This window comes from Enterococcus sp. DIV0755f, from assembly GCF_051713725.1.
Taxonomy (GTDB): Bacteria; Bacillota; Bacilli; order Lactobacillales; family Enterococcaceae; genus Enterococcus_D; species Enterococcus_D casseliflavus.
This window is the reverse complement of the sequence record NZ_JBIOQL010000001.1, coordinates 2,138,694-2,163,813: the sequence shown is the minus strand read 5'-3', so window position 1 is coordinate 2,163,813 and position 25,120 is coordinate 2,138,694. Positions and strand designations below refer to the sequence as shown.

17 protein-coding genes and 1 riboswitch are annotated in these 25,120 nt (G+C 43.6%); of the genes, 11 read left to right on the top strand and 6 right to left on the bottom strand.

The annotated features are described in order from the left end of the window. The first annotated feature begins 91 nt into the window (after positions 1 to 91). From IGI73_RS09800 to efp, 6 genes are all read left to right on the top strand, one after another. Positions 92 to 2,545: a glycogen/starch/alpha-glucan phosphorylase gene (locus IGI73_RS09800; RefSeq protein WP_428207122.1), complete on the top strand. Its 2,454-nt coding sequence runs from the start codon at positions 92 to 94 to the stop codon at positions 2,543 to 2,545. A gap of 81 nt (positions 2,546 to 2,626) precedes the next feature. Next, entirely contained in the window at positions 2,627 to 3,388 is a 762-nt protein-coding gene (locus IGI73_RS09795) for a hypothetical protein (RefSeq protein ID WP_428207123.1), read from the top strand. A 424-nt stretch (positions 3,389 to 3,812) separates the two neighbouring features. Continuing rightward, entirely contained in the window at positions 3,813 to 6,821 is a 3,009-nt protein-coding gene (locus IGI73_RS09790; RefSeq protein WP_438759197.1) for a WxL domain-containing protein, read from the top strand. Positions 6,822 to 7,183: 362 nt separating this feature from the next. Continuing rightward, a complete protein-coding gene (locus IGI73_RS09785) occupies positions 7,184 to 7,753 on the top strand; it encodes a DUF2179 domain-containing protein (protein WP_005229664.1) in 570 nt (189 codons plus the stop codon). Positions 7,754 to 7,856: 103 nt separating this feature from the next. Further along, positions 7,857 to 8,795, top strand: a complete 939-nt coding sequence (locus IGI73_RS09780; protein WP_005229666.1) for a cation diffusion facilitator family transporter — start codon at positions 7,857 to 7,859, stop codon at positions 8,793 to 8,795. Between the two features lie 74 nt (positions 8,796 to 8,869). Further along, positions 8,870 to 9,430, top strand: a complete 561-nt coding sequence (efp, locus tag IGI73_RS09775) for an elongation factor P (protein ID WP_005229668.1) — start codon at positions 8,870 to 8,872, stop codon at positions 9,428 to 9,430. 59 nt (positions 9,431 to 9,489) lie between these two features. Here efp and IGI73_RS09770 read toward each other — a convergent pair whose 3' ends face one another. Then, on the bottom strand, positions 9,490 to 10,701 hold the full coding sequence (locus IGI73_RS09770) for a chloride channel protein (protein ID WP_121260985.1): 1,212 nt from the start codon (positions 10,699 to 10,701) through the stop codon (positions 9,490 to 9,492). 92 nt (positions 10,702 to 10,793) lie between these two features. After that, a riboswitch (Fluoride riboswitch) is annotated at positions 10,794 to 10,866 on the bottom strand. Between the two features lie 231 nt (positions 10,867 to 11,097). On the opposite strand from IGI73_RS09770, the gene IGI73_RS09765 reads away from it, so the two are divergent. Further along, positions 11,098 to 11,790: a hypothetical protein gene (locus IGI73_RS09765; protein WP_428207125.1), complete on the top strand. Its 693-nt coding sequence runs from the start codon at positions 11,098 to 11,100 to the stop codon at positions 11,788 to 11,790. A gap of 85 nt (positions 11,791 to 11,875) precedes the next feature. Here IGI73_RS09765 and IGI73_RS09760 read toward each other — a convergent pair whose 3' ends face one another. Continuing rightward, entirely contained in the window at positions 11,876 to 12,154 is a 279-nt protein-coding gene (locus IGI73_RS09760) for a GIY-YIG nuclease family protein (protein ID WP_005229675.1), read from the bottom strand. Beyond that, positions 12,144 to 12,878, bottom strand: coding sequence for a tRNA1(Val) (adenine(37)-N6)-methyltransferase (locus IGI73_RS09755; RefSeq protein ID WP_438759196.1), 735 nt, complete (start codon positions 12,876 to 12,878; stop codon positions 12,144 to 12,146). The genes IGI73_RS09760 and IGI73_RS09755 overlap by 11 nt, the downstream gene beginning before the upstream one ends. Positions 12,879 to 13,015: 137 nt before the next feature. Here IGI73_RS09755 and IGI73_RS09750 point away from each other — a divergent pair, with 137 nt between their 5' ends. Beyond that, the gene (locus IGI73_RS09750; protein WP_005229679.1) at positions 13,016 to 13,651 is read left to right on the top strand and encodes a lysophospholipid acyltransferase family protein; all 636 of its coding nucleotides are present in this window, start codon (positions 13,016 to 13,018) and stop codon (positions 13,649 to 13,651) included. A gap of 53 nt (positions 13,652 to 13,704) precedes the next feature. Here the strand turns inward: IGI73_RS09750 and IGI73_RS09745 are convergent, their stop codons facing one another. The 3 genes from IGI73_RS09745 to anmK form a co-directional block, all read right to left on the bottom strand. Then, the gene (locus IGI73_RS09745; RefSeq protein WP_428207127.1) at positions 13,705 to 14,796 is read right to left on the bottom strand and encodes a DUF871 domain-containing protein; all 1,092 of its coding nucleotides are present in this window, start codon (positions 14,794 to 14,796) and stop codon (positions 13,705 to 13,707) included. Positions 14,797 to 14,913: 117 nt separating this feature from the next. Next, positions 14,914 to 16,209: a PTS sugar transporter subunit IIC gene (locus tag IGI73_RS09740; protein ID WP_016610823.1), complete on the bottom strand. Its 1,296-nt coding sequence runs from the start codon at positions 16,207 to 16,209 to the stop codon at positions 14,914 to 14,916. Positions 16,210 to 16,230: 21 nt separating this feature from the next. Next, positions 16,231 to 17,391: an anhydro-N-acetylmuramic acid kinase AnmK gene (gene anmK / locus IGI73_RS09735; protein WP_428207128.1), complete on the bottom strand. Its 1,161-nt coding sequence runs from the start codon at positions 17,389 to 17,391 to the stop codon at positions 16,231 to 16,233. Between the two features lie 254 nt (positions 17,392 to 17,645). Here anmK and IGI73_RS09730 point away from each other — a divergent pair, with 254 nt between their 5' ends. The 3 genes from IGI73_RS09730 to IGI73_RS09720 are packed head-to-tail and all read left to right on the top strand — an operon-like array spanning position 17,646 to position 25,079. After that, positions 17,646 to 18,767 (top strand): exonuclease SbcCD subunit D, encoded by a 1,122-nt coding sequence (locus tag IGI73_RS09730; protein WP_005229687.1) that lies wholly within the window; start codon positions 17,646 to 17,648, stop codon positions 18,765 to 18,767. Positions 18,768 to 18,769: 2 nt separating this feature from the next. Continuing rightward, positions 18,770 to 21,898 (top strand): AAA family ATPase, encoded by a 3,129-nt coding sequence (locus IGI73_RS09725; RefSeq protein ID WP_428207129.1) that lies wholly within the window; start codon positions 18,770 to 18,772, stop codon positions 21,896 to 21,898. Positions 21,899 to 21,914: 16 nt separating this feature from the next. Next, complete coding sequence (locus IGI73_RS09720) at positions 21,915 to 25,079, top strand: SNF2 helicase associated domain-containing protein (protein ID WP_428207130.1); 3,165 nt, start codon at positions 21,915 to 21,917, stop codon at positions 25,077 to 25,079. The last annotated feature ends 41 nt before the right edge of the window (positions 25,080 to 25,120 follow it).

Genomic DNA, 25,120 nt, shown 5'->3' with positions numbered 1-25,120 from the left:
CTGCAACAGAACTGCTAGTTGTATGACTAGCAATTTTGGCGGCAAGGATTCTTCTTTTTTATAAATTGAATGCAAAAAGGAGTGTAACCCTATGACAAAAGAACGATTGCGTGAACTGCTAGAAATCAGTGTTCATGAACTCTTTGCGATTGAAGTGGATGAAGCTTCACCGCAGGAATTGTTTCAAGCACTAGCCAATGTGGTGAAGCAAATGTATTCAGAAGACTGGCGTCAAACCAGAAAAAATCTCTTGCTGGAGGATCAAAAACAAGCGTACTATTTTTCAATCGAATTTTTGCCTGGCAAAATGCTAAAAAGCAATTTGTTGAATATGCAGCTGTTGGAGCAAGCGGAAGCCGTTTTTGAAGAGTTAGGCGTTTCCCTTGATGACGTTGCGGATACAGAAAAAGACATGGCTTTAGGAAACGGGGGCCTCGGTCGTTTGGCCTCTTGTTTTATGGACTCGCTGGCTTCATTAAGCTTGCCGGGAAATGGGAACGGGATTCGCTATCGCTATGGATTATTTAAACAAAAATTTATTGACGGCCATCAAGTAGAATTACCAGATGATTGGTTACGTTCTGGGAATGTCTGGGAAGTCCGCAAAGAAAGCAAAGCGGTGCCTATTCGATTTGGTGGGCAGGTCTATCTCGTTACGGGAGAGGACGGAAAACTAGCGCCAGTCTATGAAGGCGGCTTTACCTGGCGGGCAGTTCCGTATGACACCGCGATGGTTGGCTATCAGAATCAACACATCAACACACTGCGCTTGTGGAGTGTCGAAGTGCCTGCTGAAGATGAGGCGCATTATGCGACATTGGAATCACGGCAAGCCTTAGAAAATTTGACTGCTGTTTTATATCCAGATGACTCAAACGAGATCGGCAAACGCACACGATTGATGCAAGAATACTTTTTTGTTTCTGCAGGCATTCAAAGTATCATTCGCTATTATAAAAAATCAAATCTGCCTTTAGCGATGCTCAGTGAACGAGTAGCAATCCATATCAACGACACGCACCCAGCGCTTTGTGTCCCAGAACTGATGCGTATTTTAGTTGATGAAGAAGGCCTTGCTTGGGAACAAGCGTGGGCGATCACCGTGAAAGTCATGAGTTATACGAACCATACGATCATGGCAGAAGCCTTAGAAAAATGGCCAGTTCGCATGATTGAAGAAGTGTTGCCGAGAATGGATCAGATCATCAAAGAAATTGATCGGCGCTTTGTCGAAGGAATGCAAGGGGTCCATCCGCAAGCCTTACTGGATCGGACGCGAATCATTATTGATGATCAAGTCCATATGGCACATCTAGCCATCATCGGCAGCCATAGTGTCAATGGGGTAGCCAAGCTCCATTCTGATTTACTAAAATCAGTGGTACTCCATGACTTCTATCTCATTTATCCTGCCCGTTTCAACAATAAAACTAACGGCATCGCACAACGGCGTTGGCTTCAGCTAGCCAATCAACCATTAGCCAAAGTGCTGGATCAGTCGATCGGCACGAGTTGGCGCAATGACCCCTTGGATCTGCAGCTGCTCAAAAATTATTATGATGACGAAACCGTTCTGCAACAAATTGCCGACGCAAAAATGAGTAACAAGCGTGCACTGGCACAGTACATTCAAAAAGCAACGGGCATTACAGTAGATCCAACGGCAATTTTTGATGTGCAGATCAAACGCCTGCATGCGTACAAACGACAACTGCTGAATCTAATGCATATTTTGAAGCTCTACTTTGAGGTCAAAGACGATCCGACTGCAGCGTTTCATCCAAGAGTCTTTATTTTTGGTGCCAAAGCAGCACCAAGCTATCACTACGCAAAATCGATCATTAAAGTCATCAATGAAGTGGCGAATCTGATCAATCATGATGAAACCATCAATGATAAAATCAAGGTTGTATTTTTAGAAAATTACAACGTTTCATTAGCAGAAAAAATCATTCCAGCAGCGGATGTCAGTGAACAAATCTCATTGGCCTCTAAAGAAGCGTCAGGGACAAGCAATATGAAGTTGATGCTAAATGGGGCAGTAACGATCGCGACTTTAGATGGTGCCAATATTGAGATTCGAGATGCGATCGGTGATGAAAACATTGCGATCTTTGGGTTGACGGAAGAAGAAGTGTATCAGTATTACGCCCAGCATAATTATTCTGCTTACACCTACTATGAGTCAGATCCAGTCTTGCAACGGGTGGTCAATGCCTTTATTGATGGGACGATCCCGAATATTCAAGTTGAAGGTCGGGAAATCTTTGATTCCCTTTTGAAATACAATGATGAATACTTTTTATTAAAGGATTTTCATGCCTATTGTGACGCGCAGCATCGGGTAGATAGTGCCTATCAGGATACGCAGCGTTGGCGTAAAGTCAGCCTAATGAATATTGCCAATGCAGGCAAATTTTCGGCAGATGAAACGGTGCGAAATTATGCTGCAGATATTTGGCAGATCGATCCATTATTTGCCCATGTCAAAGAACCGAATGCAGCAAGCTTGACTGAGACGGTGCCTCCAGCCGAATTTAGCTGAAGTGTCCTCATCTGAAATGGTGTAGTCTTTCGTGAAATTCTCCTTAATTTATGGTATGATGAAAAAAATGCATGTAAGAGGATGAGTACAGTGGCAAATTATTTAGATGTGAAACGAAAACACTTCCGTTTTCCTGCTTATGATGATACAGATGGTGTGAAGCTACAATCCGAGCATCGCCCCGCATTCAGTAAAGCAGATGATTGGATTTTAACCGAAATCAAAGATCCCGTGAGTCATTCTCACAAGGATGAAAATCAATCTTTACAGCGCAAAGTGCAGTCCAGCCAACGGGATCGGGGGCACAATATTCGTCAAAAAGAAGAGCTTGCCAATCACCGTGCCAACTTGCCTCAGTACGGAAAACGTCCAGTGAAAGAGCAAATGCCAACAGGAAAAACCAACTTTTTTGGCAAAGAGGCGAACCATTCTTCTTATCAAGTGACTAGTAAGAAGGAAAAAGCTGAGGTTCCTGTTTCTTCGAAAAAAGAATATTCGGGGCGCTCTTATTTCGTGCCTAAATATATTCCTGCATCGATTATTCCAGATGAGCAAAAACCTGAAATTACACCGAACGATTTGATGGATGCAATGGCAAAAAAACAAGAAAGTTATTTGTTGTTTGATACTGAACCAGCAGCTTATCAAGTCAAAGAAGAAAATGATCCGACCGTCAAAAAATTCAATCGCCACCCCTCTGTTGGGATGACACGCAGTGAGTTTCGAGCCAGCAATAAAAAAAATGGTGAAAAAAAACGTTCCGTTTTAGATCGATCATTAAAAGGAATGATTGAAGACGATCAACAAGAAGAATCTTCAAATGGCTATTTTCGTTCTAAATAGCAGTGACAGTTACTCTTAATAGAAGTGGTCCTTTGAGCATAACGATGAATAATTTCAGCTAGATGGCTAACATCTAGCTGTTTTTTTTGTGTGCCGAAACTATCGATTTCACAAAGTGATTAGTTGAAATACATTTTTCACCGGCTGAGGAATATTCTGATTTTACTAAGCAATAGTGTGGGCTATAGAATAAAGTGAAACGATCAAAACCATCGTTATTTATAATGTTTGTTATTTTAATTGGCGATTTTTTTTGTCATTTAAAATCGATGGCAAGTCAAACGGTGGCAGGACAGTGGTTTTCTGATCAGCTGCAATTGAAAAAGGGAAGCAAGCGTCCTGATGGCTAAAGCTGCTCTTTGGGAAGGACTGATCCATGATCGATTTCAAGGGAAAGATACACTGAAAGGTGGGGCATCAACAAATGAACAAGAAAAAGAGAAAGGTATATTTCACCATCATTATTGGCTTACTTGGAGGACTCTACTTTTTCTCAACCATGAGAGTGGTTTCTTCAAACGTTTTCTTTGCTGCGCAGCTGGAGGAAGAAACGGTTACGAGTGAATCATTCGATCCGATACGAGAGCAAGAGGCTGAGGAAAGAGTTGCCATTTATTTTGATGAATCAACGAAAGTCGGGACTGTAGGAGACCTGTTACTGGTTGCGTTTCATACGGACCGTCCCATTAGTGAAATAGCGATCCGATTGCCGAAAGCTGCGGTTATTGCTGAAGAGGAGTTGCCAAAGGGAGTCAAGATGACGCCACTCACTGAAGAGAACGGTTGGAAACTAACGACCGATACCCCTAGAAGTGATTTTTTGGTTCCATTGATAGTTGATACAGCAGGATCGTTTCCATTTGAAGCAGCAGATTCAATGATAATGCTTGAAATAAAAGAAGCACGGGAGACAAACCCTACGGACACACAAGAGGATGAGCGAACTGATTCGGGTGACTCCACTGATCAATTGGATCATTTGGATCAAGAGGATCAAGAAGATCAACTAGAAGAAGAGAAGGAAATAGAAAGCCAGCTTCCTGAGGCATCAACATCTGATCCTGGCAATCTTTATCTTTTAGGCGACGACGTAAAAAAAAGAGGAGTTGCTAACTGGGTCGAATTTATGGCTGCAATGGTCGATCCGACGGTCAACTATATTTATTTGACAGCCAGTTTTCAAACGAACGATAATCCTCGTTTAGGCATTACGGGAATTGACGGCTGGAGCAGCAGCGTCAATCCTAACGGCGGATTAGCCTATGTTTATATCAATGCCTCGAGAGTTTCAAGAACGTTAATCATCGATGGCCTCGACAAATATCAGATGGATCTTAGAGCCGTAGCGATCTGTTTCCGCGATTCGAGTGTCAATCCTGATTCTCCATGGGACATTACCTTGCAAAATTTGGAACTCTATCATGGAAACTTTTGGGGGGCAATTGAATACCATGATTTGAACATGACAAATCAGCAGCGTTCAATCATTCGATACCACAATCTCAACCATACGGGCAATCAGTTGTTTTACGGGTTGCACTCTCGAGCCAGCTTTTCTGGACATTCGGTTTCACACCAAACGCCTAGATATACATCAGACTTCAATGCTTCTTGGACGATTCACACAAATACTCAGGCGAATTTTGAAATCAACCAAATAGAGCTTCGTGAGGGAGCAAACGTCGAAATGTCGACGATCAGCTCAGGAAATCTTGATTTTTATAATACAAATGCGCGTCTCGTATTAGGGGATAATGCCCGACTATCATTAAATGCCAACGGTTCAGCTGGTGAAGCAGGCGGTGCTAATATTCGCTTTGTCGCTGGCAATGGACGCATTGAGTTAGGAAAAGGCGCGGAATTGGCACTAAATACACAAAACAACAGCCCAGCAGTCATCACATCAGGCACGCCCCATGATATTCGCTTAATGGAAAAAAGTCGCTTGTCGGTTGCTGCTGCAAACCGAACGTTGTACAGTCATATTTTCTGGTTAAGTGCCAATACGCATGTCACCTTAGAAGACAGCAGCACCTTAGAGGTTGAAGCAACAAATCAAAATACAACCGCAAATATCTTCCACTTCTCTGGCACGACTGGCAATCTCAACGTAGGCAAAGATGCTACCTTAGATATTCGTTCGGACAGCCCACAAGCTGTCCAACGGCTACTTTTCTTTACCGGCGCCAACAATCCCGCAAGATTGACGATCGACGATGCCAAGCGTGTCAATTTGCAAAGAACCCGCCCCATAACGACCACCACAAATGGTCTAATTGAAGGGGGAGGAATCACTGCAAAGAATCAGGCGATTCGCCAGTGGCGGCATGGAAATACAGGAGAGACAGTTGATTTTCAGTGGCAACCGATTCTGTCCATGACTGCGGCGATTTCAGGAACCAATACAAATGTGACCAATGTATCTTCGCTGAATGAGGAAACAAGTCGAGGGTTTGCCGCGCAGTTTACTTCTCGTTCGCAACGGCTATTGTTTGAGAACATACCAGACGTCACGGTGACCATCGATCCTTTGACAGAAGATAGAACCTTACCTAATGCCTATACGATTTCGGGAACCGCCAATCCTGGTAGCTACCTTCGATTCCAAAGAGAGGGACTGATGCCAGAACCGACGCTTGAAACGACAGTCGATAGTGTTGGCAATAGCACATATTTTCACACCCAAGCGGATGAAAACGGGCATTATTTACTTGATCTATCTGATTTAGAACCTTTCCAGTATTTTACTCAAGGCGAGGTGGTCACCGCTCAGGCATTTCTTGATGGCAAATGGGCAGAAGCATCAACCACTGTGGAACCCATTGGTGACGTAGACCCAAAAGATCCCCTTGATCCTGATCAACCGATTCTACCTGAAAATCCACCCTTGATACCAGAAAATCGCGGGTTTATCAGTATAGACTTTGTTTCACAATTCGATTTTGGTACAGTACCGATTCGCTCGTCGACAAGCCGTTATCCGGCGCGTCCGCAACGAATTTCTTTAGTGGATGATCATGAATCAACCGAACGACCAAACTACATTCAGGTTTCCGATCGTCGATTTCTTCAAAAGGGCTGGACCTTGAGTGCCCGATTATCAGAGGAAGGGTTCGTTAGCACGGATGCGTTTAAGCACCACTTAAAAGGAGCGAGTGTGCATTTGACGAATATTGAAATGGTTACCTCTAGAGAAAATCCCTCTGAAGCACCAGACTACTTTGATGCAATCGAGCTGGGACCGCAGAACCAAGTGATTGCACGTGCCAATGAAAAGCAAGGGGCGGGAACTTGGATTCAACGCTATGGAAACGAGGATACCATGCAAAAAAGTGTCGAGCTGGAAATCCCTATTGGCGCGAGGCCGCAAGCAACAAGTTATCAAGGAACCATCCTTTGGGAGCTGAGTTTCGTACCTGGTGCTGACGAATAACCCCTTGGAAAACAAGTAAGTATGTTCTGCAATCGTGAATATGATCGAACACTGTAAAAGTTGATCAGACAAAAAGAAGTCCATTTGCCATTGGACTTCTTTTTTGTCTGAAACAAACGAGTAGTGGTTTACACTACTTTTCCCACTTTGGTAGATACGCTTTTCAATCAATAGAAGTGAGTGAAACCACAGGTAGTGTATCGATGAGCAAAATCATAACATGGTAGTCCTCAACAAAATCACCTAAGCACTGTGTCTTCTCCAGAATAAATTTTATTTAGCTATTTTAGTAATTAAATCCTGCTCAAATATTTTAATTTTCGCTTGCCTTTTGATATGCTAAGAACAAGGGGGAATCAAAGATGGAAGTTGATCTACAAATGCTGGCGATGATTTTCTTTATCAATCTCGCCTATGTCACATTGAACACACTGCGATTTTTATTGACAATGAAAGGGTATCGCGTGATTGCCCCATTAGTGAGTATGATCGAAATCACGATCTATATTTTAGGCTTATCTATGGTATTGGATCGTTTGGATAACCCGCTGAATCTCTTGTTCTATGCACTAGGCTATGCTGCAGGAGTCAGTATCGGGATTAAAATCGAAGATAAGCTGGCTCTGGGCTATACAATGGTCACAGTGATCCTACCTAGTAATACGGATGAAGAAAAGAGTTTGCCGAAGATTTTGCGACAAGAGGGGTATGGTGTGACACAAAGCTTTGGTGAAGGATTGGAAGGCCCGCGACTGATTTTAGAGATTCTTTCCCAAAGAAAAAGTGAGAAAAAGCTCTATCAAACGATCAAAGCGGTGGAAGAGCGAGCGTTTATCATCAGCTATGAACCCAAGTATATCTCGGGCGGTTTTTGGACCAAAAAAATCAGCCGTAGAGAGGCGAAGTTGAAAAAGCAAGCACCTGTTGATTGAGGAACTAGAGGCAGCTTGATCCATTCGTGAAGAATAGTTGCATAATAAGCAGGGAGTTTATTGATGAGAGGAAGCGTTAGGTGTGGAAAAGAAAGCAAATGGCATGATGGCGGTCATCGCTGCACTGATCTCAAACATTTTGGTGGCGATCAGTAAGTTTGTCGGTTATGCCTTGAGCGGTAGCGCGGCCATGCTGAATGAAAGCATTCATAGTGTCGTAGATTGCAGCAATCAGATCTTTTTATTGATCGGTGATAAACGGGCAACAAAGGGACAAAGTGAACTGCATCAGTTTGGTGAAGGTCGGGCGAAATATTTTTTCAGCACGATCGTTGCGATGATGCTCTTCTTTGGTGGGGGCGCACTAGGCGTGATGGAAGCAGTGGAAAAGCTGCTGCATCCCGCCCATGAAGTCGGCAATACTTGGTTAGTGATCGCTATCTTGATCTTCGGGATGATCGTTGAAGGAAGTTCGTTGTGGATCGCAATCAAGGAGATCCGCGAGCTAAACGTCGAACGTCAACCAATCTATCGTTTTTTGAAAGAAAGTCGGCATAGTGAGATTTTGATCATTTTCACAGAAGACTTTTGTGCGGTGATCGGTCTGATGATCGCACTGATCGGAACGGTTTTAACAATGATTACCGGGAACGCATTTTTTGATGCCTTCAGCGGCTTATTGATTGGTCTTTTATTGATGGTAGCAGCGATCTTCTTAGCCCGCGAATTTTACAGTCTACTGATTGGGGAAAGTGTTACTAAACGTGATTTAGCGGTGATCAAACAAGCGTTTGAACGTCCCGATGTTGATCGCTTGATCGATGTGAAAACAGTCCATTTAGGGCCAGCAGAAATTTTGATTGCAGCGAAAGTCGATATTGCCGCAAAACAAGAAGAGGTCGGCTATGAGATCATTAATGAGATCGAAGCCGAGATTCGACATCAAATGGCAGATAAAAAAGTCTATATTTATATTGAAACGGATGAGTACGATCCTCACTACATGGAGAAGCGGCGCAAACTTGTGCGACCTTCCCACTGATTTAGCTAGAATAAAGCTGTTTTTTTTGATACAATAGACAAGGATTATCACATAGTGAAGGAGATTTCAAAATTATGATCAATGCAAGTGACTTAAGAGCTGGAATGACGTTTGTTCAAGACGGCAAACTTATCAAAGTATTAGATGCCAGCCACCACAAACCAGGTAAAGGAAATACGGTTATGCGTATGAAATTACGTGACGTTCGGACTGGTTCTACTTACGATACAACCTTCCGTCCAGAAGAAAAATTTGAAAAAGCGCATATCGATACGAAAGCTGTACAATACCTATATACAATGGACGATACCGCATTCTTTATGGATCTGGAAACCTATGAACAATATGAAATTCCAGTTGAAGTGGTTGAAGAAGAAATGAAGTTCATTCTAGAAAACATGGAAGTAAAAATTCAATTCTTCGGCAGCGAAGTAATCGGCGTGCAATTACCTTCAAGTGTAATCTTGAAAGTTGTTGAAACACAGCCATCGATCAAAGGGGCAACTGTGACTGGTTCAGGAAAGCCAGCAACGATGGAAACGGGCTTAGTTGTCAATGTGCCTGACTTTGTTGAAGAAGGCGAAATGCTAGAAATCAATACAGCTGAAGGTACTTATTTAAAACGTGCAAAATAGCAAAAAAACCGCGACTTGTTCGCGGTTTTTTCTTTGCTCTTGTCGTGTTCAGAAGTGGCTCATTGTCCTTTTGCCGATCTTTTTTGTAACGGATAGATACTATAAGGTTTACTGATAAAGTAGGCGACGGAGCAGACGATCACAAAGAAGGGTAGATTTTGAAAGCCAAAGACTTCTCCACCAATAAAGATCGGTGCAAATAAGGTGCTAGTGGCGCTGCCAAAAACACTGGCATAGCCTAGTGCTGCTACCAGTTCGATAGGCAGTCCGAACAGTGGCGCCAACACGACCCCCAAAGAAGAGCCAATCGCAAACAAAGGGGTGACTTCTCCACCCAAAAAACCAATGCTGATGGTTAATACGGTCAACACCAACTTAAGCAGCCAATCATAAGAATAGATCGGTTGCTTCGTGAAACTCGCGCTGATCAAATTTGTTCCTAAGCCTGAATAACGCCCTTGATACAACAAAACAAAAAGCAAGACTAACGCCAATGCGCCAATCCCAATACGCCACAGTGGATTCGGGAAGCGCCGCTTCATGATGCGTTTCATCGTTTCTAAACAGCCCGCAAAGCTGCCGCCAACCATACCAAAAATCAACCCAATCACAAGTAATTTCAGAAAAACAGGTATCGTCAGATCGACGGATTGAGGCAACATAAGACTAAATTTTTCTAAGCCTAACCATTGAGAAGTCGTACTAGCAGTGAAAGCAGCCAGCAAAGCAGGTAAGAGGGCATGATGACTGAATTTACCGATGACAAGCACTTCCAATGCAAAGAACGTCGCAGCGATGGGGGTTTCAAATAAACCAGCAAATCCCGCAGCCATCCCAATCATGATCAGGGTGCTGGCGTACTTTTCTAGTCGCACCCAATTTCCTAAACGATTGGCGATGGTGGCACCTAACTGAACCGCAACTCCTTCTCTGCCTGCACTTCCTCCAAATAAATGCGTCAGCCAGGTTCCCACCATTACAAAAGGAATCAAACGCAGCGGAATATCTTTTTCTTCTTCCTGCCCGACTAAAAACACTAAGTTCATTCCTTGAGGACTCCGATCGCCATACTTTTGGAAAAGGTAAGTAAAGCAAATACCGATAATTGGTAAGAAGAGAATCAATGGCAAAAAATGACTTTCACGGAAGGCACTTAAGAACAGCAAAATTTTGCCAAAGAAAGTGTCAACAGCTCCAGCAAGCACCCCAATCACCAGACTGAGCAAACCTAATGCAGTCAGTTCAAAATACGTTGTTTCTTGTTTCTTCATTTCTATCACGATCCTTTAAAAAAGATAGGAATAATGCTCTTGCAACTATGACGAACGAGTGAAAATAAAAAATGACTACTACACACTAAAAAAAAGTGGTAGAAGTCATTAGCAAACTTGCGGTTTCAGTAAGAACTGAGGGAGACATTCATTCCCTATTAGCATCAATATTATCTGATAAAACCCTCGTTTTGTCAATGGATGCTGGTCGTGAAAAGCAATCCAACGAATACTTATCTTTTATACATACTTATGGTAAAATTAATTTCATAAGAATTTACATGTGAATTGAGCGTCGGAAGAGTCAATGGCAAGAAAAGGGATGAAAGGACGATCCTTCTACTGGTTGACCAAGGGAAAAACAGTAGGTAGTGAGGAATCGAAGGGGAAGAAAGAATGATTGCATTTATGACGATCGAAAAATGGCTGCAAAGTGAGCGTTTTTACTATGTGATCCTACCAATTCTCATGGTGGTTGGTCTGATCGCATTATTAGGGTTCCTGATGGTTCTGCTTTATCGAGAAAACCGTAACCCAAAAGTGACGCTATTGCTTGGCGGCATAGTCGTTGCGTGTCCGCTAGGCTTTTTTATTGGAGATCAAGTGTATGGTGAATTCAAAACGTATAATGCGCTGATCACACCGAATATCCGAGACCGCGAAAAAATGTTTTTAGGCTATAAATATTACGAATCTGATACTACAGCAGTTTATCAGCGCATCCAAAGCAATGAAGCGATTGAAACTTTAGGGATCTATCAAGCAGTACCAGTGGAACGGGCGATTGAATTTCTTGGATCTGCTCATAACTCCGTATATTTTAAAATGGGCGCCCAGGTTTACTATGCTCGCTATCAACCGACATTTGTGGAAGAGGAAACAACGGCTAAGCTGCAGGGGGTTCAATACCATTTGACTGATCCTTCCTTTGAAACGATCGGCTTCTATTCCGAAACCAACAACTATTTGACGGCAATTACGATTCCAAAGTCTCAAGAAACCCTCGAATATCAATCCGTCGATTCTGTGATCCCGAAAGAATTTGGGAAAAGTCAAACCCAATGGGCGTTACCAAATAGGAATGAATAACCATAAAAGAAAACTACCTAAGTCACGAAAGAAAGCTCCTTCAAGCAGGAATCTTCCGTGCGCAGGTAGTTTTTTGTATGCTTGGTCAGATAACATTACTCTCGCTATGGCTGCTCAGGTAGTCCTCTTTCTTTTTGCGAGACAATTTTTTGAAGGCGGCTTCTGCTTGAGTGGCTTCACTGCGAGTGGAAAAGCTTTCCGCATGGATCATTTGTAATGGTCTGCGACTAGCAGGACGGGTATATTTTGCTCCGATCCCTTTGTTGTGCTCTAATAAGCGGCGGCTCAAATCAGTGGTATAACCACCGTAGAAGGATTGATCGTTGCAACGCAAGACATAAAAATAATGATTCTCAGCAGCCATAGAGCATCGCCTTCACTTCGGGACTATAGGCACCCGTTTCATCATAGGTAATGAGAGGGGAATCAATTTTAAAGCCATCCGCCTTGCCATCCTTGATTCCTTCAATCAATAAAATATTGGCCTCTTTGCCTACTTTCGGATAGACGAAGCGGACGCACTTTGGTGCGATTCGATGGGCGCGCATATGGTCCAAAATATCGAGAAAGCGATCCGGGCGATGAACCATCGCAAACCGTCCGTTCATTTTTAACGCTTTGCTAGCGGTTTGGATCACTTCATCTAAAGTTGTGGTGATCTCGTGCCGAGCGATCGCTAAATAGGGATTCGGGTTTTTGATCGCCGTCGGTACATTTTTAAAATAAGGGGGATTGCAGACCAATAGATCGACGGAATCAGGCTTGATTTTTTGAAAGAGGTTCTTCAAGTCCAAAGGATAGACCGTCAGCTGGTCTTGCAAGTCGTTTAATTCGATACTGCGCTGCGCCATATCCGCTAAGCGTTCTTGCAATTCGATTTGATAAATATGAGCGGTCGTTTTTTTGCTGATAAATAAACCGACTGCGCCATTCCCTGCACAAAGGTCAACGATTACGCCTCTTTTTGGCACTCTAGCGTAATTTGCTAATAACACAGCATCTAATGAAAAAGAAAAAACTTCGGAACTTTGAATGATCTTGATGTCATCGGCATACAATTGGTCGATGCGTTCGTTCGGTTGCAACATGAAGCATACTCCTGTTCTAAATTCATTTCAATGTATTATACTACGATTAAGAATAATGGGAAACGCTAAAAAATGCTTGTCATTTAAACCGTTTTTTTGCATACTTGAATAGGAGAGAAATAGAAAGGAAAATGAGTATGTTTTTTCGCTTTATGCGCGGTGTGGTTCGCGTAGTATTATTTTTGATCAACGGCAATGCTCGTTATCAAAACAAAGAGGTTTTACCTAAAAATGAAAACTACATTTTAGTGGCTCCTCACCGAACCTGGTGGGATCCATTGTACCTAGCAGTGGCTGCTCGACCAAAGAAATTTAGTTTTATGGCGAAAGAAGAGCTGTTCAAAAACCCGATTTTACGGTTCATATTGATCCATGCCAATGCTTTTCCAGTCAAACGAGACAAACCGGGACCGAGCGCGGTAAAGACGCCAGTCAAAATTTTGAAGGAAACGGATCTTAGCTTGATCATGTTTCCAAGTGGTACGAGACACGCAACGGCTTTAAAAGGCGGCATGGCGTTGATCGCAAAAATGGCTAAGGTCAAGATCGTTCCCTCTGTTTATCAAGGACCGCTGACGTTAAAAGATCTTTTTAAACGCAAGCGAGTAACCGTCCGCTTTGGGGAGCCCATTGATATCAGTGACATCAAAAAGATGGACAAAGAGGGCTTGGCGGAAGTCGAACGGCGCATCCAGGGTGCATTTGACACACTGGATCAAGCGATTGATCCGTCATTTGTTTATCAAATCGATGAGTCCAAAAGAGAAGATTAATACCTAAGAAAAGCCGCTGATCCTTTTGTGATCAGCGGCTTTTTTCTAAAGAGTTAATCCAATAATTCGAAAGCAAATTTGGTCCACGGTTTTAAATATTCCAACAAAGGCAGCTCGTCATTTGAAATGGCGCCGACTTTGTTTTTTCGCGTGTCTTGGTGAGGGGTCAAAACGATCTGCAATTCGTTTTTGTATTGGCCAAAGGTATCATTGCCGATAACGATGTCCCCATAGGCAAAAGGTTCTTGGTTTGTATGAGGGAGGTTTTCGATGGGACGGTACTTCACCCGTGACTGTGTGGAACGAGCGACTAACGCATTACTGTCACCACGACGAAAATGATTGGTTTCGGCTAATATTCTTCGTTCGATTTCGCTGGCGTCTGCGTCTACGAGAACGCCAAAGGTCAGCTTGTAACGATCGATCGCCGCCAGAGCTTTCAGCTCTGCATCCGACGCATAAGCATTGCCGATAATCACGGTATCGATCAACCCAGAAGCAAAAAGCAGTTTCCCTTGCAGCGCCAATGGTAAATCTCGACAAGATTCTAAGGTCGGTAAGCCATCATTGACTTCCCAAGGGCCGATTTTGGCTGATTGACTAGTGATGAAGGCGGCTGTTTTCAACCCGTATTTTTTAAAACGTTGGCTGCAGCTGCGGAAAAAAGCATCCGTTAAGCCTGTGCCTCGTTGGGGATAAAAATTGTGGCAGCCATATAAAAAAGGTTCATTGGCTTGATAAGAAAGGATATTTTCTAAATAGTTCACATCATTACTCATATTCAATTCAATCGCCAAGCCAAATGGATTAAAGGTCAGCTGGGCTTCTTTATTGCCATCAAATCCTTGATCCAAGCGGATACCGTCCGCACCTAATTCTGCAAAGAAGCTAAGATCGTCATAAGAGATCGCCAGATCACTAAAAACAGCAGGCGAAATATCTAATATCGTTTCAAAGCCAAGGTTCTTGGCAAAGCCGATAATCGAAGAGAATTTTTTTCTGACGGTCTCTTTGCCTTCACTGACTTCCAGCATACTCATAAATAAGCGAGAGTAACCAAGGGCAGCAGCTTTTTTTAAATAGTCTTGATCCAGTAAAGGATCGCTATGGTCGGGGTAAATCGAAAGGCCAATTTCTCGTTTCAATGGTTTTCCTTCTTTCTAAAAAACCGCACGAAGCACCTCTTGGCATTGGAAAAAGCTGGTGAGGAAGGCTTCTTCTGTTTGTCTTGGTGGGTGCTTCGTACGACCGTTATTTACACATTATTGTACGACTGGTTGATTTTCTTTTTCCAATTCGTTTTTGTCATAGATTTTTACGAATGGGTAATAGATCAGGATCGATAAAAGAATCAAAAGAACATTCAGCACGATCGCACGCCAATCGCCGCCAGTCGCTAAGAAAGCGCCAATTGGTCCAGGCAATGTCCAAGGGGCATTGACCGTAACTGCATTGACTAAACCAGCTGAGGTAGCGACCCACGCAATGACGCCATTGATCAGTGGTGCAATGATGAAAGGTGGGATCAAGATTGGGTTCAAAACGATCGGTGTACCGAAAATCAGTGGTTCGTTGATGTTGAAAATAGCTGGAATCAAGGCTGTTTTTCCTAGTTTTGAACCGAATTCCGATTTGGTGCGAAACGCTAACAAGATAGCCAAACCAATCGTTGAACCAGCCCCACCGATCCAGATGAACCATTGATAAAATGGTTCGGCTGCGATATTGGGAATCATATCTCCTGAAGCAAGCGCAGTCGTATTTCCTTCCAATAACTGCAACCATAATGGACGAGCCAGTGAACCAACGATAGAAGCACCATGGATCCCGAATGACCAGAAGAAGGTCGTCAAGAAGGTGATCAAAAGCACACTTGGCAAGGTGTCTGCGGCACTGACTAAAGGATCAACGACTTTTGCCACGATCGTGTGCCAGTCAAAGCCGATATAGTAAGTGATCGCACCCATTCCTAAAATAATGACTAAGGTAGGGGTCAAGGCTTCGAAAGAACGAGCGACTGCAGGTGGGACTTGTTCTGGCATCGTGATTTTAAATTTCGATTTGTCCGTTAACCGATAGATTTCAACGGCAAGAATCGAGGTGATGATCGCCACGAACATACCAGCACTCCCTAAATTGGCCATTGGCAAGACAAAGCCGACCGTTCCAGCAGCATCCAAGGCTTCTGCTGGGATATTGACAGGGGTGAAGGTCAGTAAGAAGGCGGTTGTAGCTAGGATCCCGCCAGAAAGACCATCAAGCTTATAAGAGCGAGAAAGACTGTATCCGATCCCGAATGCCGCATACAAGCTCATAATGTACATCGTCATTCGATAAGGCAATAAGATCGTTGTGGCATTGCTAGACAAGAATTGATAGATGCCCCAACTTTGAGGCAGCGGTGGAAAGGCTAAAATCATAAAGAACGAACTGACGATGATCAATGGCAAGGTTGAGACGATCCCGTCACGAACCGCCCGCAAGTGACGCTGGCTGCCAAGTTTTTCCATCGGTCCTGCCAAATGGCGCTCGATGAATTGAGTGAATTTATCTAACATGGTTTATCCTCCTAAGGTGTTTTACATTTTTGCTTCCCATGGATTCGGAATGATTTTCCCTAAAATCACGCCTTGGGCTGCCCCGGTTGCTGCAGGGGCATTATTGACACGGCTGTGAAGGGTTTCATTTCCTAAGATGGCAAAAGCCACCGCTTCTTTGGCATCGTTGGAACCGCCAATGTCATCTTGTGTTCCAACGGCTACTGATTCTGGTAAATAGCCTTGGATCAGTTCAATCAGCAGATGATTGTGGGCACCACCGCCCGAGAGAATCACTTCCAGATCGTTTGTTCCCAACTGAGGAAAAATGAACCGTTGGTAACTGTCAGCGATGGAAAAAGCGGTGAAATCGGTTAAAGTCCTCACCAAGTCTTCAGGGGCTGCTTCGGGATACTTGGTCAATAACTGCTGCACAAAATGTTTTCCAAAAAGCTCACGCCCGGTGCTTTTCGGCGGTTGCTGGGACAAATAAAAATGAGTTCTTAATTCCTTTTGCAAGGTGGGTATAATTGCTCCCGCACGGGCTGTTTCACCAAACGCATCATAAGGCTGGCCGAATAACTGAACCATTAATTCATCGATGACCATGTTTCCTGGACCTGTATCAAAGGCATACAGCTCGTTTAAGCTGCCACTTTTTGGTAGTACAGTAACATTGCCGATGCCGCCAATGTTTTGCAGCAAACGATTTTTGCTGTCTGATTGATAGAGCAGATAATCTGTATAAGGAACAAGAGGGGCGCCTTGACCGCCAGCAGCCATATCCATCACTCGAAAATCGGCGACGACTTTCGTTTGTAAGCCATAAGCGATAATCGAAGGTTCGCCAATTTGCAAGGTGCTGTTTTTCGCTGGATCAGAATCGGGGGAGTGCCAGATCGTTTGTCCGTGGCTGGCAACAAAATCAATGCTTTTTTCTTCAATACTAGCTTTTTGGCAGAGGATTTGACACGCTTTCAAAAATTGATATCCTAATTCAGTATTTAATTGGCAGATGAGGGGAACATTTGATTCCACCGGATCACAAGCAGTTTTTATTCGTTCCTTCAATTCTTCACCAATGGGTAGTGTGACCATTTCCATCAGCTGTACGTCTGTTTCGGTGCCGCAGCCATTGATTTTTACTAAAGCAGCGTCGATCCCATCCAAACTGGTTCCTGACATTAGTCCTATTGCAAGCATAGCGTTTCTCCTTTCTTTTAGAATAGTGATGAAAGCGATTGTTGAATTCGATTTCACACTCATTGTAAATGAAGTGTAATTATATTTCAAGATATAAATTTATAATTGAAAAAACATTTCAACATAATGATGTCAGGTGTTCGCTCTTTTTATCAAAAATGGGTGGTAAGTGAAATTTCGCTGGCAGAGAGATGTCTAACGATCAGGGAAAGTGGTATAATGGTTGGAAGGATATTTTTTAAGAAGGTGAAGAAATGCGCTTTATACATACAGCTGATTGGCACATCGGAAAAAAACTACATGGCTATGATCTGCTGGAGGACCAGCGAGCAATTATCGATCAAATCATTGCGATCGCTTTAGAAGAAAAAGCCGCTGCCATCGTCATTGCAGGTGATCTGTATGATCGTTCCGTTCCCGCTGTCGATGCGGTCAAATTATTGAATGAAAAAATCGCAGAAATCAATCTAACGAATGAACTGCCTTTATTGGCTATCTCAGGAAACCATGATAGCCCAACGCGGCTAGAAACTGGTAGTCAGTGGTTTCAGCAAACACGTTTTTATCTGTCCACCAGCATCGAACAAAGTTTACAACCGGTCGAGTTTGACGATACACAATTCTTTTTGCTGCCTTATTTTGAACCAATCGAGGCGCGCTTATTTTTTGACGAACCGTTAACGAAAATTTCAGATAGTGTCCAAAGAGTGATCGAGGAGATGACCAAGCACTTTGATTCGTCAAAAAAACAAGTGTTAGTGACCCATTTTTTTGTGGCGGGCGCTAGCCAAACGGATTCTGAAACGAAAATTCAAGTTGGCGGATTGGACAGCGTGCCGACCACAGCTTTTGCGCCTTTTGATCGAGTCGTTTTGGGGCATTTACATGCCAATACCGCCCTGAAACATCCGAAAATCGGGTACAGTGGCTCTCCGCTGAAATTTTCCCTTTCTGAACGGACGAACCAAAAAGGGGTCTATCTTGTTGATACTGTAAAAGACACAAATGAATTTATTCCCCTGACACCAAAAAGGGATATCCAGCAACTGACAGCCTCCTTTGAGGAGTTGATCGATCCGGTTTTTTACCGTGAGCTGGATCGTGAGGCGTTTTGGCATTTTCTGCTGACGGATCGTGCTGTGATTCCAAATATGATGAATCAGTTGCGAAAGATCTATCCATTTATTTTGTCTGTCGAACGGTTGAATGGTCGAGAACAGACGAAAAAAAGACAGCTAACGACACGAGAAACCGACCCGCAGGCCTTGATCAGTCATTTTTTTCAAGAGATGACGGGAGATTCATTGCTCGATGCACAAACCAAGTGGATCGAACAAGGATTAAATGAAGCATTTGTCGTGGAAAAGAGGGAATAGTCATGCAACCGAAGTCTTTACAAATGAAAAATTTTGGTCCATTCATTGATGAAAAATTGGATTTTAGTCAGCTGCAAGCTGGCGGTTTGTTTTTGATCAGCGGCAAAACGGGTGCAGGAAAAACGACGATTTTCGATGGCATGACGTTTGCCTTGTTCGGTGAAACATCGGGGAATCTGCGCTCAGGCAAAGAAATGCGCTCGATGTTTGCTTCACCAACCGAAGAGACCAGCGTCACCTTTACTTTTGAACATCAGCGTTTTACCTACCAGATCCAACGGAAACCGGAACAGACCTTAGCAAAAAAACGTGGTGACGGGGTCACCAACCAAACGGCAAAAGTCCAGCTGACGATTTTTGACGCCGATGGCAAAGAGAAAAAGCAGATCAGTAAACGCACAGAAGTTGATGCATTTATCAAGGATCTGCTGCAGCTGGATGCCAAACAGTTTTTTCAAATCATGATGTTGCCGCAAGGAGAATTTCGTAATTTTTTGATTGCCAGCAGCAATGAGAAAGAACGCGTTTTACGGAATTTATTTGGCACGGAAATGTATCAACAATTTAATGAATGGTTGAAAGAGCAAGTCAAAGCACAAAGTAAAAAGCTTGAGCATCAGCAGCTACTCGCCTCGCAAATCATGGAGCGCTTTGAATGGGAAGAAGCGCAGGAGGTTTTAACGGTTGCGGAAGGTCTGACTTTGTGGGCGCAGGATTTAGAAAAACAACAGGCGCAGCTTCAGCAGTTATTGCACAAAAAAGACCAAGCGATCCAAGAAATGAAAGCTGCGCAAGACGCTTTTTACCGTGCAAAAGAAATTGAAAATGCACGGATCGAATGGCAAGGTCTACAAGAAAAAGCCCGAGAGCTGCATGCTAAAAAAACCGAGATCGCTCAGAAAAAAGCACAGTTGAACCAGTTGGTGTGGGCGCTTGAACATCAAGAAATCATGCAGCAAAAAGAAGAACGAGTGAAAGAAGCACAGCAAGCTACTCAGCAAATCAACGAAACAAAGCAGCAGCTGCAAGAAATTCAGCAGCAACAAGTAAGCTGGCAAGACCAACGAGCGTTGATTGACGGCATCAAGAAAAAACAGGAAGCTGCTAGTCAAAAAGTTCAACGAATCCAGCAGCAGATCCCGCTAGCACAGCGCACACAAGCGCAGCAAGAAGAAGTGGTGCAACTTGAAAAAGCCGCACAACAACAGACCACCGAATTAACGAAGATAAACCAAGCGCAAGCAAGTGCCAAAGCGCAAGCGCAGCATCTGGCAGAAGAAATCGAAGCATTGCGAGGGTTTCAAGCAGAAGCGGTGAAATTAGTAGAAACGCAGGCTCTGGTAGAAAAATGGCAGCAAGCAAAAGCGCAGTTTCGTGAAGCCGAGCAAAAAGCAGGGGAACAGCAACAAATTCATTCGGAGTTGGTTCTTGAACAACAGCAATTAGCAGCATCCTTGCTGGAGCTGCAAAAAACGTTAAAACAAGAAACCAGTCAAAATGCTCGAATGCAAATTGCTCGGCTTCGTCTTTTGCTGGAAGAAAATGAACCCTGTCCGGTTTGCGGATCCTTGGATCATCCGAATACACAGGAGCACACGACCTATCGCATCGAAGACATCATTGCCAGTGAACAAAGACTTGAGCAAACACAAGAAAAATTGACGAAGATCCAGCAGCAAGTATCGGCAAATCAAACGCTGCAGGAGCAAGCCACATTGCGAATCAGCGAATGGCAAGCCACCAGTGCTGCTGCGCAGAAGCAAGCGGCATTCGCTTGGACTACAGTTCAACAGGCATTTGCTGCCTTGCAGCCGATAGAAAACCAAGAGACGATTACCGAGGAAACGACGGTAGCGGAACTAAAGAAACGGCAATCTTTCAATCAACAAAAAGCCGCTTCTTATGAAGACGCGCAGAAGAAACATCAGGCAGTAAATGAGAAATTAGCAACGTTAAATGAGTCCTATCAGCAAGTCAGTGAGCAAGCGAAAAAAGCCCAAGAAGCACGCCAGCTTGCGGAGGGGAAATTGGCTTCTTTACAGGAACAACTTGCAGGCGCAACGTATGAACAATTACAAGCCGATTTAGCAAAAACCAATGGTTTACTGAGGGAATATACGCAACAAATTGAGGCTGATGCCCGACAAGAAGCGCAGCTAAACGAACAGCAAGCGATTCTTTCAGAGAAGCTGAAAAATCTGCAGCAATTTTTTGAAGAAAAGCAAGTGGCTAAGACAAAAGCAGAACAACGACTGACGCAGCGACTTCAAGAAGCTGGTATGACTGAAGAAACGATGCGGGAATTGATTGCCCAAGCCGCTCAAACAACCGTTCTCTCAGAAGAAATCAAAACCTATGAGCAAGAAACGGTGTTTGTTCAGCAACGGCTAGCATTGTTAGATGCACAGTTAAAAGAGCAAGCTGCGATAGATTTAAACCAATTGGAAGCTGACTACCTTCAGTTGCAGACCGTGATGGAGGAACTACAGCAAGAAACAATTCGCAAACAGGAGAAAGTCAACGGCAATCAACGGTTGTTTGACGAGCTGCAGGTCATTTATCAGCAAAATGTCGAAGAACTGGCCCAATTAGGCCAACTTCAGCAGTTGGCAGAAACCATCAACGGCGAAAACGTCAAAAAAACCAGCTTGGAACGGTATGTACTGCAGCAATTTCTGACAGAGATCTTAGAAGTCGCCAATGAACGCTTGGCTCGGTTGACTCGTGGCCGCTATCAATTTGAATTAGCGGATAAAGTCGGGAGCTATCGAAGCTCAACAGGCTTAGAAATTGACATATATGACGATAATGCGGGACAAGTCAGAAGAGCTCATACACTTTCAGGCGGCGAAAGCTTTATTGCTGCCTTAGCGTTGGCGATCTCTTTGGCGGATGTGATCCAGCAACGAGCTGGTGGGATCGAGATCGAAGCCCTCTTTATTGATGAGGGCTTTGGATCGCTTGATGAAGAATCATTGGAAATGGCGATGGAAGCATTAGAAATGATCGAAAATGAAGGGCGCATGATTGGGATCATCAGTCATGTTCGAGAACTGCGGGCAAGAATCCTGCAGCAAGTTTTCGTAGAAACTAACGGCAGCGGGCAAAGCCGGATCCGAATAAAAGAATAAGGAGAGGAGGGCTCTTATGAAGTGGAGTATTCCAGAAAAAGTAATTGAGCGTGGCAGAACGTATGTCAACGAAGATCGCGTCTTATCTGTCACACCAGACAAAGAAAAAAATGTGTGGCACGCAGAAGTATTGGGGACAGAATTGTATTTAGTGACCTTAGATGCTACAGCCAAAGAGGTAGATTATTGCCAATGTCCGTACTGGGAAGAGCATCATTATTGCAAACACACGGTGGCAGTCGAACTTTATCTACGCAAACAAGGGAAAACACGAAAAATCAATGAGCAAACCCCCATCAAAAAAGCCTTTTCTGCTTCAGAGATGTTTTCCAACGGCTTTGCCCGCTTAGGGAGCGAAAAAGAAACGAGCCAACCCTTACAGGTTGAATTTCGTATAGATACCATCGCCACCAATCCTTACCATCAAGAAATGGATATCTTAGGGATTTCCCTCAAAGTCGGCCATCGTGGCACCGCACGGACCTATGTCGTTAAAAACATTTATAAATTTTTGCAGATGTACCAAGAAAACAAGCAGTACGCAGCGAATAAGCAGCAGACCTTCTTTCTATCTGCGGATGCCTTTGATGAGAAAAATCGAGCCTTGTTGAATCGATTGGCAGGAATCGCGCAAACGCAACAGTTAATTGGGCAAGCAGGCATTCAGATCAGTGGTAAACTTGACAAAAAGTATTTACTGCTACCAGTTGAGTTCGGCAAAGAATTGTTGTTACAGTTAAACGAAGTCTATACGCAAATAACCATTGGTGAAACAAAAGTCAATGAAGCCGATTTTCAAATCGGTGAACCTTTGTCGTTTTCAGTCACAAAACAGGAGGATCATTTTCCGCTGGAATTCGTGAAAGATTTTGACCATTTACTTAGCTATTATAATTGGGGTCTGCTGGATGGAACCTTTTATGAACTGACTGTCGAACAAAAGGAAATCTATGTCACGATGCAACAGTTGTTTAAACGATTTGAACAGCCAGTCATCGACTATCCGAAAGAAGAACTAGCGAATCTTTTTATGAAAGTATTGCCTTATTTGCGAAAAATCGGGCGTGTCCAAGTAGCACCTGAAGTTCAAAATGAAATCGAAGAGTCTGAATTGAAAGCTGTCTTTTCGTTACGGAAAATCAAAGGACAAGTCGATTTACAAGTAGACTTCACTTATGGAGAAGTCGTTTTTTCAAGTGATGAAAAACATCACTATATGCCAGAAAATCATCCCGAGATTTTACGTGATTTTCAACAAGAAGCACGAATTGAAGCGATTATTGAAACCTTTGGCTATCAAGCGAGCACTAAAAATTGGCAAAAAAGCTTACCTGCAGGGGAACAACTTTATACCTTTTTTACAAGGGAGATCCCTGTTTTAAGGCAATTAGGTGAAGTCCGTATCGGCAAGAAGCTGCGGGAACTTTACCTTGACGCCCAACACCATCGACCAGAAATCGTTATCGAAGAAAATGGTTCTTGGTTGGATATCAAGTTTGATGTCAGCGGCATTCAAGAGTCAGAGATCAATGAGGTCTTACGCAGCCTGTTACAGTCTGCACAATTTTATACCACTGAAAATGGGCAAGTCCTTTCATTGGAATCGGAAGAGTTTCAAGAAGCAAGTGCTGCCCTGAAAAAATTGCGTCTTTCACTAGAAGCGAAGGATGGGGCGATCCAAGTTCCTTTGAATCAAGGGCTGCTCCTGCAAGAGCAGTTTGCTGATCAAGCCAGCTTTAGTGCCGGTTTTCAGCAAATGACGGAAGACTTGATCCATCCAGAAAACTTTGTGGCGCAGCTGCCAGAAAACTTGCATGCTGAGTTGCGGCAATACCAAGAAGTTGGGTTCCGTTGGCTAAAAATGTTGAGCCACTATCAATTTGGCGGTATCCTTGCCGATGAAATGGGGTTAGGGAAGACCGTTCAGACGATCAGCTACTTACTTTCAGAAAAACAAGAGAAACAAAAATTGAATGCATTGATCGTGGCACCGGCGAGTCTAACATTCAATTGGCAACAAGAAATCAAACGGTTTGCGCCGACGATTTCCGCGTCTGTCATCAGCGGAACGAAAGAAGAGCGCGAAGGGCAGATGGCGCAGCCAGCGGACGTCCGCATCACTTCTTATGCAAGCTTGCGGCAAGACATTGATGCTTATCAAGCACTAGATCTGACTTGTTTGATTTTAGATGAAGCGCAAATGGTCAAAAACAGTGCGACCAAAACGGCACAGGCCTTGCGCTCCTTGGAAGTTCCACAGCGGTTCGCCCTCAGCGGCACACCGATCGAGAATAATTTAGAAGAATTGTGGTCCTTGTTCCAAATGATCATGCCAGGCTTTTTCCCGAACAAGCAGAAATTTAAAGAGCTGTCTACGCAAGAAATTGCGAAAATGATCAAACCCTTTATTTTGCGAAGAGACAAAAAATCCGTGCTGCATGATTTGCCGCAAAAATTGGAAACAAATTATTACAGTGTTTTAACAGAAGAACAAAAGAAAATCTATTTGGCGTACTTGCGGCAAATGCGGGAAGAAATCGCGCAAATGGATTCTACGTCTTTTCGTAAAAATCGAATTAGTATCTTAGCTGGTTTGACTCGACTGCGGCAAATCTGTTGTGACCCACGATTATTCGTGGAGGATTATGAAGGGTCTTCTGGGAAACTTGAACAGGTCAAAGATTTACTCTTAGCAGCCAAAGAAAATGGGCGTCGTGTGCTGTTATTTTCTCAGTTTACTAGCATGCTTTCGATCATTGAAGAAGAGCTAGCACAAGAAGGGTTTGAGTCCTTTTACTTGCGAGGAAGCACACCGCCGCAAGATCGTTTGACGATGGTCGATGCCTTCAATAGTGGAGAAAAGGACGTCTTCTTGATCTCGTTAAAAGCAGGAGGAACAGGACTGAATCTGACCGGCGCAGACACCGTGATTTTATACGATTTGTGGTGGAACCCGGCGGTGGAAGAACAAGCCGCTGGACGAGCCCATCGGATCGGTCAAAAAAATGTTGTCGAAGTCTGGCGAATGATTGCTGAAGGAACCATTGAAGAACGAATGGATGCGTTGCAACAAGAAAAACGTGAGCTTTTCCAAAAAGTGATCCAAGGCAATGAAACACAGCTTCAACAAATGACAGAAGAAGATATTCGCTTGATATTGAGTATCGGCGAAGAAAGTTAGCCAATCAAAAAGATGGACCTGCCGCAGGAGCGAAGGTCCAT

What these genes read in the sequence shown, in the direction of transcription:
- IGI73_RS09790 (WP_438759197.1), top strand. Translation starts at nt 3,813, where the DNA reads ATGAACAAGAAAAAGAGAAAGGTATATTTCACCATCATTATTGGCTTA.
- IGI73_RS09770 (WP_121260985.1), bottom strand. Translation starts at nt 10,701, where the DNA reads ATGAAGAAACAAGAAACAACGTATTTTGAACTGACTGCATTAGGTTTG.
- IGI73_RS09720 (WP_428207130.1), top strand. Translation starts at nt 21,915, where the DNA reads ATGAAGTGGAGTATTCCAGAAAAAGTAATTGAGCGTGGCAGAACGTAT.
- IGI73_RS09750 (WP_005229679.1), top strand. Translation starts at nt 13,016, where the DNA reads ATGTTTTTTCGCTTTATGCGCGGTGTGGTTCGCGTAGTATTATTTTTG.
- IGI73_RS09780 (WP_005229666.1), top strand. Translation starts at nt 7,857, where the DNA reads ATGATGGCGGTCATCGCTGCACTGATCTCAAACATTTTGGTGGCGATC.
- IGI73_RS09725 (WP_428207129.1), top strand. Translation starts at nt 18,770, where the DNA reads ATGCAACCGAAGTCTTTACAAATGAAAAATTTTGGTCCATTCATTGAT.
- IGI73_RS09800 (WP_428207122.1), top strand. Translation starts at nt 92, where the DNA reads ATGACAAAAGAACGATTGCGTGAACTGCTAGAAATCAGTGTTCATGAA.
- anmK (WP_428207128.1), bottom strand. Translation starts at nt 17,391, where the DNA reads ATGCTTGCAATAGGACTAATGTCAGGAACCAGTTTGGATGGGATCGAC.
- efp (WP_005229668.1), top strand. Translation starts at nt 8,870, where the DNA reads ATGATCAATGCAAGTGACTTAAGAGCTGGAATGACGTTTGTTCAAGAC.
- IGI73_RS09740 (WP_016610823.1), bottom strand. Translation starts at nt 16,209, where the DNA reads ATGTTAGATAAATTCACTCAATTCATCGAGCGCCATTTGGCAGGACCG.
- IGI73_RS09795 (WP_428207123.1), top strand. Translation starts at nt 2,627, where the DNA reads ATGAGTACAGTGGCAAATTATTTAGATGTGAAACGAAAACACTTCCGT.
- IGI73_RS09760 (WP_005229675.1), bottom strand. Translation starts at nt 12,154, where the DNA reads ATGGCTGCTGAGAATCATTATTTTTATGTCTTGCGTTGCAACGATCAA.
- IGI73_RS09755 (WP_438759196.1), bottom strand. Translation starts at nt 12,878, where the DNA reads ATGTTGCAACCGAACGAACGCATCGACCAATTGTATGCCGATGACATC.
- IGI73_RS09765 (WP_428207125.1), top strand. Translation starts at nt 11,098, where the DNA reads ATGATTGCATTTATGACGATCGAAAAATGGCTGCAAAGTGAGCGTTTT.
- IGI73_RS09730 (WP_005229687.1), top strand. Translation starts at nt 17,646, where the DNA reads ATGCGCTTTATACATACAGCTGATTGGCACATCGGAAAAAAACTACAT.
- IGI73_RS09785 (WP_005229664.1), top strand. Translation starts at nt 7,184, where the DNA reads ATGGAAGTTGATCTACAAATGCTGGCGATGATTTTCTTTATCAATCTC.